The sequence below is a fragment of the Kocuria rhizosphaerae genome, assembly GCF_044462265.1.
In the GTDB taxonomy this organism is placed as follows: Bacteria; Actinomycetota; Actinomycetes; order Actinomycetales; family Micrococcaceae; genus Kocuria; species Kocuria rhizosphaerae.
Genome location: NZ_JBISWL010000132.1, coordinates 40,700 through 50,939, shown reverse-complemented (window position 1 = coordinate 50,939; position 10,240 = coordinate 40,700). Strand labels below are relative to the sequence as shown.

Annotated in this window: 10 protein-coding genes; 7 read left to right on the top strand and 3 right to left on the bottom strand. The window is 71.2% G+C overall.

Annotated features, from left to right (window positions below; genetic code table 11):
* The first annotated feature begins 269 nt into the window (after positions 1 to 269).
* The gene (locus ACH9EU_RS15375) at positions 270 to 1,184 is read left to right on the top strand and encodes a dihydrodipicolinate synthase family protein (protein WP_396414786.1); all 915 of its coding nucleotides are present in this window, start codon (positions 270 to 272) and stop codon (positions 1,182 to 1,184) included.
* Between the two features lie 6 nt (positions 1,185 to 1,190).
* Here ACH9EU_RS15375 and ACH9EU_RS15370 read toward each other — a convergent pair whose 3' ends face one another.
* From ACH9EU_RS15370 to ACH9EU_RS15360, 3 genes are all read right to left on the bottom strand, one after another.
* Positions 1,191 to 2,213 carry a COX15/CtaA family protein gene (locus ACH9EU_RS15370; protein ID WP_396414785.1) on the bottom strand — a complete coding sequence of 341 codons (1,023 nt, stop codon included), beginning with the start codon at positions 2,211 to 2,213 and terminating at the stop codon, positions 1,191 to 1,193.
* Between the two features lie 77 nt (positions 2,214 to 2,290).
* The gene (locus ACH9EU_RS15365) at positions 2,291 to 3,064 is read right to left on the bottom strand and encodes an ABC transporter permease (RefSeq protein ID WP_396414784.1); all 774 of its coding nucleotides are present in this window, start codon (positions 3,062 to 3,064) and stop codon (positions 2,291 to 2,293) included.
* Positions 3,061 to 4,065, bottom strand: a complete 1,005-nt coding sequence (locus ACH9EU_RS15360) for an ATP-binding cassette domain-containing protein (protein ID WP_396414783.1) — start codon at positions 4,063 to 4,065, stop codon at positions 3,061 to 3,063. The genes ACH9EU_RS15365 and ACH9EU_RS15360 overlap by 4 nt, the downstream gene beginning before the upstream one ends.
* 305 nt (positions 4,066 to 4,370) lie before the next feature.
* Between ACH9EU_RS15360 and ACH9EU_RS15355 the strand changes: the two genes are divergently transcribed.
* From ACH9EU_RS15355 to ACH9EU_RS15330, 6 genes are all read left to right on the top strand, one after another.
* The gene (locus ACH9EU_RS15355) at positions 4,371 to 5,198 is read left to right on the top strand and encodes an ArsR family transcriptional regulator (protein WP_396414782.1); all 828 of its coding nucleotides are present in this window, start codon (positions 4,371 to 4,373) and stop codon (positions 5,196 to 5,198) included.
* On the top strand, positions 5,191 to 6,645 hold the full coding sequence (gene sufB, locus ACH9EU_RS15350) for a Fe-S cluster assembly protein SufB (RefSeq protein ID WP_396414781.1): 1,455 nt from the start codon (positions 5,191 to 5,193) through the stop codon (positions 6,643 to 6,645). The genes ACH9EU_RS15355 and sufB overlap by 8 nt, the downstream gene beginning before the upstream one ends.
* Before the next feature lie 109 nt (positions 6,646 to 6,754).
* Positions 6,755 to 8,011 carry a Fe-S cluster assembly protein SufD gene (gene sufD, locus ACH9EU_RS15345; RefSeq protein ID WP_396414790.1) on the top strand — a complete coding sequence of 419 codons (1,257 nt, stop codon included), beginning with the start codon at positions 6,755 to 6,757 and terminating at the stop codon, positions 8,009 to 8,011.
* A gap of 47 nt (positions 8,012 to 8,058) precedes the next feature.
* Positions 8,059 to 8,820 carry a Fe-S cluster assembly ATPase SufC gene (gene sufC / locus ACH9EU_RS15340; RefSeq protein ID WP_396414780.1) on the top strand — a complete coding sequence of 254 codons (762 nt, stop codon included), beginning with the start codon at positions 8,059 to 8,061 and terminating at the stop codon, positions 8,818 to 8,820.
* Positions 8,821 to 8,853: 33 nt separating this feature from the next.
* Positions 8,854 to 9,210 (top strand): iron-sulfur cluster assembly protein, encoded by a 357-nt coding sequence (locus tag ACH9EU_RS15335; protein ID WP_396414779.1) that lies wholly within the window; start codon positions 8,854 to 8,856, stop codon positions 9,208 to 9,210.
* 183 nt (positions 9,211 to 9,393) lie between these two features.
* Positions 9,394 to 10,185, top strand: coding sequence for a ZIP family metal transporter (locus tag ACH9EU_RS15330; RefSeq protein ID WP_396414778.1), 792 nt, complete (start codon positions 9,394 to 9,396; stop codon positions 10,183 to 10,185).
* Positions 10,186 to 10,240: the final 55 nt, after the last annotated feature.

The following is a 10,240-nucleotide window of genomic DNA, read 5'->3' as shown; positions in this document are numbered from 1 at the left end:
CGACGGGGTTCTCGGACCGTCATTTTTCCCCGGGGGCGCTGCCGGCGCTCAGGCCGGCGAGGGCCTTACGGCCGGATCGGAGCTCGGAGAGGTTCAGGCACCGGGTGAAGGTTTTCTGGTCCTGCAGGCAGGGCTTGCGCGCACGCACCCCGCCTTTCTTCACCTCTGTTCGCCCGGTCGAGGTCCACGCCGTCCCCGGCCCGAGGCCGTTGAGCCGTTCCGCCGTACCCCGCACCGGGCTGCCCCCGGCCCGGATCTAGGATGGTTGCATGCTCAGGATGACCTTCACCGGACTCGTCGCCTACCCGATCACGCCGTTCCGGCAGGGTGGCCGACTGGACCTCGAGTCGCTCGAGCGCTACGTCGGCCGGTTGGCCCGATCCGGCGTGGACGGTGTGGTGGTCCTGGGCAGTTCCGGCAGCTTCGCCTATCTCTCGGGGGAGGAGCGGGCGGAGGTCGTCCGGGTGGCTGTGGAGGCCGCCCGCGGCTCGGAGACCCCGGTGGCCGCGGGGATCTCGGCTATGACCACGCGCGAGGTCCTCGAGATGGCGTACGCCGCCGAGAACGGCGGTGCCGACGGGCTCGTCCTCAATCCCTTGTCCTACATCCCGCTGGTCTCGCAGGAGATCGCGGACCAGGTGGAGACGGTCTCCGCAGCCGTGTCCCTGCCCCTGTGCATCTACAACAATCCGACGACGACGGGTTTCACCTACCCTGTCGAGCTCGCGGCGGAGCTGTCCTGGCTGGAGAATGTCACGGCCTTCAAGGACACCGCGGAGTCCGGCACGGAGTTCGCGGCGCGGCGCCGGCGTTTCGCGGAGCTCGCCGAGCCGGGGACCGCCCACGGGGTGAGCGGAGAGCGGCTGATCCACGAGGCGGCGCCGGACGCGGCGTGGCACTCGGGAATCGCCGCCGTGCTGCCGCGGCAGTACGCGGCCTACCGGGCCGCGGTGTTCGACGGCGACGAGCGCGGTGTGCGGACGTGGCAAGCCGCCCTCGCGCCTTTGCTGGAGATCCTGCGGCAGGAGCGGCCGCTGAGCTCCCTCTACGCCCTCGCGGAGGTGTGCGGGGTCAGCACGACGCCGCCCCGGCGGCCGCTGCTGCCGATCCCGTCGGCGAGCCGTCAGCGTCTCGCCCAGGCGGTCGAGGAGTTGCTCGACGAGGCTCCGGACGCGCGCAGCTGAGCGACCTCAGCCCCGGGCCGCGGTCGTGCGGGCACCACGGCTGTCCGGAGCGGGGCCTGGAACCATGCCCTCGGTGCGGGTCACGGCGAAGCCCTTCTCCACGGTCCGGGCGACCGCCCAGACCAGCACGGCCGAGCCGACCAGGTGCAGGGCGACCGCGACGACCGGGACCCCGTTGAAATACTGGTAGTAGCCGATGAGCGCCTGGAGCACGAGCACGGCCAGCACCAGCTGAAGGCTCGAGGCCACGGGCACGGGCCAGCGCTGCCGGCGGGCCAGGAACAGGCCGAGCAGCACGGTCGTGACGACGAGGTACACCGGCACGGCGTGGGCGCGGGTGATGAGGTAGGCGTCGAAGGCGTGCCGGGCCGAGGAGTCGTCCCCGGCGTGCGGCCCGGTTCCCGTGACCAGGGTGCCGAGGTAGAGGACGAGGACGGTGAGCACGCCCATCCCCACCATGAGACGGCGGACGGTCCGGCGGTGGGTGGGGGCCTGGCCGGGCCGTTCCGCCTCCTGGACCGTGGACAGGGAGCGGCGGCGCGTGCGGTTCACCAGCACGGTGGCCAGGGCGATCATCGCGCCGGAGATCAGGTAGTGGATCCCGACGACCCACGGGTTCAGGCCCGTGAGCACGGTGATCCCGCCGACCACGGCCTGCAGCGGGATGCCCAGGCCGAGGACGAGGGCGATCCGGAAGAGGTCGCGGTGCCGGTCGCGCAGACGCAGGACGGCCAGGAAGGTCAGCACGGCGACGGCGGCGAGCAGGAACGTCAGCAGCCGGTTGCCGAACTCGATGACGCCGTGCGCGCCCATCTCCGGGGTGTTGGTCCAGGATTCGGCGGTGCACCGCGGCCACGTGGGACAGCCCAGGCCGGAACCGGTCAGCCGCACGAGCCCGCCGGTGAGGATCAGCAGCGAGTTGGCCAGCAGGGAGGCGACGGCGAGCCACCGTACCCACGGGGTGATCCGCGTCGGCAGCAGGAGGCTGCCGCGCGCGCGGACGTCGGCGGGATCGCTGGCACGGGTCATGGTGTCACTTCCGGAAGGGGTGGCGGTGGTGTCTCCGGGCCCAGTTTATCCGTCGGCGCGGGCGCACCGGCCGCGGGTCAGCTCCAGCGGAACCAGCGCACCGCCGCGGCCCAGGCCGCCGCGGCCCAGGCCATCAGGACGAGCACGGGCAGCAGGCTCGGGGCGCCGGTGAGGAAGGTCTCCCGCAGGGCGGCGCCCAGGGCCCCGGAGGGCAGCAGGTCCACGAGCCAGGTCAGGCCCGTGGGCAGGGTGCTCGAGGGGAACAGGGTGCCGCCCACGGCGGCGAGGAGCACCCAGACCAGGTTGGTCACGGCCAGGGTGGCCTCCGCGCGCACGGTGCCCGCGAGGAGCAGGCCCAGACCGGTGAAGGCGGCGGCCCCGACCAGCAGGACCGGGAGGGAGACGAGCACCGCGGCGACGTCGGGACGCCAGCCCAGGGCCGCGCCCAGCGCGGCGACGAGCACGTACTGCAGGACGAGGACGGCCAGGATCGCCAGCAGCTTGCCCGCGACGAGCCCGCCCCGGCCCAGGGGAGTGGTCGACAGGAAGCGCAGCACGCCGTAGCGGCGGTCGAACCCGGTCTGGATGCCCTGCCCCGAGAAGGCGTTGGAGAGCACGCACAGGGCGAGCACCCCCGGCACCGCCACGTCCACGCGGGACGCGCCCTGCGGGACGACCCCGTCCAGCAGGTCCGTGAGGGTCAGCGCCACGAGGCCCATGAGCGGCAGGACGACGAGCAGCAGCAGCTGCTCCCCGTTGCGCAGCACGGCGCGCGTCTCGTAGCCGGCCTGGGCGGCCACCCGGCGGGCCAGGGGCGCGGGGGCCGTGCGCTCGGCGGTGGGTGCGGTCATCGGATCTCCCGTCCGGAGATGTCGAGGAACACGTCCTCGAGGGTGCGGGGCTGCAGGGACATCGCCGCGGGCATCGCGCCCGTGGTGGTGAACCACCGGGTCAGGACCTCGAGCAGCGGGGGAGTGAGCGGCCCGGTCAGCGTCACGGTGCGCCCGGAGCGGCTGGCCCGGACCGCCTGGAAGCCGGGCCCTTCCCACGGGAACGGGCGCGCGTCCAGCTGCTCGGGAGCCAGGGTCAGGGTGAGCACGGCGGGGCCGTCGGCGCCGGGCGCCACGAGGTCCGCGACGGAGCCCTGGGCCATGACCCGGCCGTGGTCGACGATGTAGACCTGATCGGCCAGGCGCTGGGCGTCGTCGAGCAGATGGGTCGTGAGGATGATGCACACGCCCTCGCGGCGCAGCTGCTGCACGAGGTCGACCACGATGTTGCGGGACTGCGGGTCCATCCCCGAGGAGGGCTCGTCGAGGAAGACGACCTCGGGGTTGCCCGCGAGAGCGGCCGCGAGGGCCACCCGCTGGCGCTGGCCACCGGAGAGGCGGCGCACCACGGTCCGGTCGAAGGCGTTGATCCCCAGGCGCTCCACGAGGGCGTCCATGTCACGGGGGTTGCGGTAGAGGGAGGCCACGTGGCGCAGCAGCTCGACCGGGCGCACCGCCTGCGGCAGTCCGCCGTCCTGGAGCATCACGCCCACCCGGGACCGCAGGTCCGGGCTGGCCCGCCACGGGTCCTCGCCGAGCAGGCGGACGGTTCCCCCTGTGGGCCGCTGCAACCCCTGGGCGCACTCGAGGGTGGTGGTCTTCCCGGCGCCGTTGGGTCCGAGCAACGCCGTGACCTCGCCGTGGCGGGCCGTCAGCGAGAGCCCGTCGACGGCGCGCACCGTCTCGGTCCGCGTACCGCCCCGGCGCCGACGGCGGCCGACCGGGAACTCCTTGACCAGCTGGTCGATGGACAGTGCGGGCGAGGACGCCGCGGACGGGGGAACCGCTGAGGATGAGACCACTGGCGAGGAGACTGCTGGCGAGGAACCGGAAGGACTGTGGGCGGGCACCGGACCAGTGTAGTGGGGCGCGCCCGGGCCCCGGATCGCTTGGCCCCGAGCCGAGGAGCCGTTATTATGAGTAAGTCAAGAATTCCCCGGAGCGGACTCCGGTGTGCGGAGTAAGGGTCAGCTTACTGGCGACCCCGGAATGAATTACGACATACTTCGGTTGTGTATTCGACACGTCACGGGGCCCCAGCTCCGCGCCGGGAACAGCACGGAAGCATCCCAGCACCACCCCCGACCAGGAAGCGCACGGTTTCTCCATGACCCAGACCACGGACGTCCGGAGCAGTGCCCGCTCCGCGGGCGGCCCGCGGGCGGAGCAGGACGAGAACACCCGCTCGCGCGTGCTCGGCGCCGTCCTGGAGCACGGCCCGGTCTCCGCCGCCGATCTCGGGGAGATGCTGGAACTGACGCCCGCCGCCGTGCGCCGCCACCTCGACGCCCTGGAGCAGCAGCGGATCGTCGAGGTGACGATGGTGCGCCGGCCCAGCGGCGGTGCCGGCCGTCCCGCACGCCGCTACGTCGTCGCGCCCGAGGGCCACGCCAAGCTCGGCGACGACTACCTGGAGATCGCCACCGACGCCATGGAGACCATCCGGCGCGTCGCCGGCCCCGAGGCGGTGCGCGCGTTCATCCAGGACCGCGTCGACCGGCTGGAGGCCGCCTACCGGCCCGAGGTCGAGGCCGCGGGCGACGACGTCGCCGACCGGCTGCCCGTGCTGGTGCGCCTGCTCAGCCAGGACGGCTTCGCGGCCTCCACGAACGAGGTGGCCGTCGGCCGCGGGGAGCAGCGCACCATCGTCTCGGCGCAGCTGTGCCAGGGGCACTGCCCCGTCCGTGAGCTCGCCGCACGCTACCCGCAGTTCTGCGAGCTGGAGACGGCGCTCATCGCCCGGCTGCTCGGCACCGACGTCCGCAGGCTCTCCACCCAGGCCGCCGGCGCGCACGTGTGCACCACGCACGTCCCGCTCCTGCGCCCCGCGGCCGTCGCGGCGCAGACCGTCGCGGACCACGCCCCGGACGACATCACGGACCACACCACAGACCGGACAACGGACCACACCACAGAGGAAGGCCGTCATGACTGACCAGATCGCCAGCGGCAACGACACTGTCATCGCCGACATCCTGGAGAAGAACCCGGAGCTCGAGGGCATCGGCACCTACGAGTACGGGTGGGCCGACTCCGACGTCGCCGGCGCCTCGGCGCGCCGCGGCGTCAACGAGGACGTCGTCAGGGACATCTCCGCGAAGAAGAGCGAGCCGCAGTGGATGACCGACCTGCGGCTGAAGGGCCTGAAGTTCTTCGACCGCAAGCCCATGCCCACCTGGGGCGCGGACCTCTCCGGCATCGACTTCGACAACATCAAGTACTTCGTGCGCTCCACGGAGAAGCAGGCCCAGACCTGGGAGGACCTGCCCGAGGACATCCGCAACACCTACGAGAAGCTGGGCATCCCCGAGGCCGAGCGCGGGCGCCTCGTCTCCGGCGTGGCGGCCCAGTACGAGTCCGAGGTCGTCTACCACCAGATCCGTGAGGACCTGGAGGAACAGGGCGTCATCTTCCTGGACACCGACACGGCGCTCAAGGAGCACCCCGAGATCTTCGCGGAGTACTTCGGCACGGTCATCCCCGTGGGCGACAACAAGTTCGCCTCGCTGAACACGGCCGTGTGGTCCGGCGGTTCCTTCGTCTACGTCCCCAAGGGCGTGCACGTGGAGATCCCGCTGCAGGCCTACTTCCGGATCAACACGGAGAACATGGGCCAGTTCGAGCGGACGCTGATCATCGCGGACGAGGACTCCTACGTGCACTACATCGAGGGCTGCACCGCGCCGATCTACAAGACCGACTCGCTGCACTCCGCCGTCGTCGAGATCATCGTCAAGAAGAACGCCCGCGTCCGGTACACGACCATCCAGAACTGGTCGAACAACGTGTACAACCTCGTGACCAAGCGTGCGATCGCCCACGAGGGCGCCACCATGGAGTGGATCGACGGCAACATCGGCTCGAAGGTCACCCAGAAGTACCCGGCCGTCTACATGACGGGCGAGCACGCCCGCGGCGAGACCCTCTCGATCGCCTTCGCCGGCGAGGGGCAGCACCAGGACACCGGCTCCAAGATGGTCCACATCGCGCCGAACACGTCGTCATCGATCGTCTCGAAGTCCGTGGCCCGCAACGGCGGGCGCGCCGCCTACCGAGGCCTCGTGCAGGTGCGCGAGGGCGCGCACGGCTCGAAGTCCAACGTGGTCTGCGACGCCCTGCTGGTGGACACGATCTCCCGGTCGGACACCTACCCGTACGTCGACATCCGCGAGGACGACGTGACGATGGGCCACGAGGCCACCGTCTCGCGCGTCTCGGAGGAGCAGCTGTTCTACCTGATGCAGCGCGGCATGGCCGAGGACGAGGCCATGGCGATGATCGTGCGCGGGTTCGTCGAGCCGATCGCCCGCGAGCTCCCCATGGAGTACGCCCTCGAACTGAACCGCCTCATCGAACTGCAGATGGAAGGATCCGTTGGCTGACATGTCCAAGCTGAACGAAACGATTCGCACCGCCGCGGAGGCCGCAGCCTCCACGGCCACCGCGGTGGCCGACAAGGCCGTCACGACGGCCAAGGGCGTCCGCGACAACATGGGCGAGAAGGTCGACGGCGTACCCACCGGGGACCAGCGCGTGGCGATCCCGGGCATGTCCCAGGAGGGCGAGAAGCTCGCCGCCGAGCACGCCACGGACCACACCCTCGTGCGGCACACCGCCCACGGCGACATCTCCGGCGTGCCGGACTCCTCCCGGGCCGGACGGCGCACGTCCTACGACGTCGCCGACTTCCCGAAGCTCACGGGCAAGGAGGAGGACTTCCGGTTCACCCCGCTCAAGCGGCTCAAGGGGCTCCACGCCGACGCCCTGACCGGCGCCGCGCCCGTGGTGACCGTCGACTCCGACGCCGTGCGCGTGGAGACCGTCGGCCGCGACGACGCCCGCATCGGCTCGGCCGGCGTCCCCGAGGACCGGCTCTCGGCCAACGCCTGGAGCTCCTTCGCCGAGGCCACGGTGCTGACCGTGCCGCAGGAGGCCGAGCTCGAGGGCCCCGTGGTGGTCGACGTCCACGGCTCCGGCACCACCCCGGCGGCCCAGCACCTCGTGATCGACGCCCAGCCCTTCTCCAAGGCCCTCGTCGTCCTGCGCCACCACGGGTCCGCCGTGCTGTCCCAGAACGTCGAGTTCCGCGTCGGCGAGTCCGCCAACCTCACCGTGGTGACGCTGCAGGAGTGGGACGACGACGCCGTGCACGCCTCCGCCCAGCACGCGCGCCTCGGCAAGGCGTCCTCGTTCAAGCACGTGCTCGTCTCCCTGGGCGGGGACCTCGTGCGCGTCACCCCCTCGACCCGCTTCGACGCCCCCGGCGCCTCGGTCGAGATGTACGGGCTGACCTTCGTCGACGCCGGCCAGCACCTGGAGTCGCGGCTGTTCGTGGACCACTCCCAGCCGAACTGCACCTCGCGGGTGACCTACAAGTCCGCGCTGCAGGGCGAGAACGCCCACGGCGTGTGGGTCGGCGACGTCCTCATCCGCGCCACCGCGGAGGGCACCGACACCTACGAGCTCAACCGGAACCTCCTCCTGGAGGACGGCCCGCGCATGGACTCGGTGCCGAACCTGGAGATCGAGACCGGCCTCATCGCCGGTGCCGGCCACGCCTCCACCACGGGGCAGCTGGACGACGAGCACCTGTACTACCTCATGTCCCGGGGCATCCCCGAGGACGAGGCGCGCCGGCTCGTGGTCCGCGGCTTCCTCTTCGAGATCCTCCAGCAGATCGGCGTCGAGGACATCGAGGAGCGGCTGCGCCGCGCCGTCGAGGACGAGCTCGCCTCCGCGAACCACTGACCTTCCCACTTCTCGCACCGACTTTTCCGACCACAGGAGAACCATCCATGGCAACTCTCGAGATCAAGGACCTGCACGCGTCCGTCGTGCTCGACGACGAGACCACCAAGCCGATCCTCAAGGGCGTCAACCTGACCATCAGCTCCGGTGAGGTGCACGCCATCATGGGGCCCAACGGCTCCGGCAAGTCCACGCTGGCCTCCACCATCGCCGGCCACCCCAAGTACGTCGTCGACTCCGGCCAGGTCCTCCTGGACGGCGAGGACGTCCTGGCGATGTCCGTGGACGAGCGCGCCCGCGCCGGGCTCTTCCTGGCGATGCAGTACCCCGTGGAGATCCCCGGCGTGACGACCTCCAACTTCCTGCGCACGGCCAAGACCGCGATCGACGGCCAGGCGCCCTCGCTGCGCACCTGGACCAAGGACGTCAAGGCCGCCATGGCGCAGCTGAAGATCAGCCCGGACATGATCCAGCGCAACGTCAACGAGGGTTTCTCCGGCGGTGAGAAGAAGCGCCACGAGATCCTCCAGCTGGAGCTGCTCCAGCCGAAGATCGCCCTGCTCGACGAGACCGACTCCGGCCTCGACGTGGACGCGCTCAAGGTCGTCTCCGAGGGCGTCAACCGCGCCCTCGAGGACAACGACATGGGCGTCATGCTCATCACCCACTACACCCGCATCCTGCGCTACATCAAGCCGCAGTTCGTGCACGTGTTCCACGACGGCCGCGTCGTCGACGAGGGCGGCCCCGAGCTCGCCGACCGGCTCGAGGCCGAGGGCTACGACCGTTACCTGACCGCGGCCCAGTAGTCCCGCCCGACCAGCTCCGAAAGGAGGCCAGCGATGGCCGACACCCCCGCTGAGACCGCCGCCGAGTCCACCACGGCGGGCCGGCCCTCGACCGAGGAGGTCGAGGAGGCGCTCAAGAACGTCATCGACCCCGAGCTCGGTGTGAACATCGTGGACCTCGGGCTGCTCTACGGCAGCAGGTGGGCCGAGGACGGCGCCCTGGTGCTCGACATGACCCTGACGACGGCGGCCTGCCCGCTGCAGGACGTCATCGAGGACCAGTGCGCGTCGAACCTCGAGCCCCTCGTGGACGAGTGGCGCGTCAACTGGGTCTGGATGCCGCCGTGGGGTCCCGAGCGGATCACCGAGGACGGGCGCGACCAGATGAGGGCCCTGGGCTTCAACATCTGAGTTCGTTGTCCTGACGGCGGCGCCCCGCCCACCTCTTGTGAGGTGGTCGGGGCACCGTCGTCTCCGTCTCCCGATCTCACGTCGTCCCGCCTCGTCCCGCCGAGCGCACAGCTGGAGTCGACATTCCAGCGGTTCAACGGCCACGTCCGTGCACCGGGGGAAGGGACTCCATACACTTCAGATATGGGAAGTGCACTGATCTTCGGCCTCGTCGCCTCCAGCCCCCTGGTGATCGGGGCCCTGGTCGGCGTGCGTTTCGACCTGCCCAAGCGGCTTCTGGCCATCCTGCTCTCCTTCGCTGCCGGCGCGCTCATCACGGCGCTGGCCTTCGAGCTCTTCGAGGACGCCTACGAGAGGGGCGGGATCTGGCTGGCCGTCATCGGCCTGTTCGCAGGGGCCGTGGTCTTCACCGTCCTGAGCGCGCTCCTGGACCGCTGGGCCCAGCCCGGACCCCGGGCCGAGGACGCCGAGAAGGAGCAGGGCAGCGTCAAGCTGGACACGGACGCCGCGGCGGAGGGCAAGAGACCCACGGCGGCCTCCACCGGCGGTGCCGCGGGGCTTGCCCTGTTGGCCGCGGTGACCCTGGACGGCATCCCGGAGAACGTCGCGCTGGGCGTCTCCCTCACCGAGGGCACCGGCGGTCTCGCCCTGCTCGCCGCGATCTTCGTGTCGAACCTGCCCGAGTCCCTGGTGGGCGCCTCGTCCATGCGCGAGCAGGGGATGACCGCCGGCAAGGCCGTCGGGCTCTGGGCGGTCTGTGGTGTCCTGCTGGTCGGGGCCGTGCTGCTGGGGGCGGGCCCGCTCGCCGGCAGCGCCCCCGAGACCATCTCCCTGCCGCTGGCCTTCGCCGCCGGCGCCGTGATCGCCTCTCTCGCGGACACCCTGATGCCCGAGGCCTACGAGCACGGCGGGCCGGCGGTGGCGCTGAGCACCGCGGCCGGCTTCGCGCTGTCCTTCGCCCTGTCCCTGGCGTGAGGTCGGCCGGTTCAGCGAGGCCGCAGCAGTCCATCGTGCTGTGCCATCCACCTCG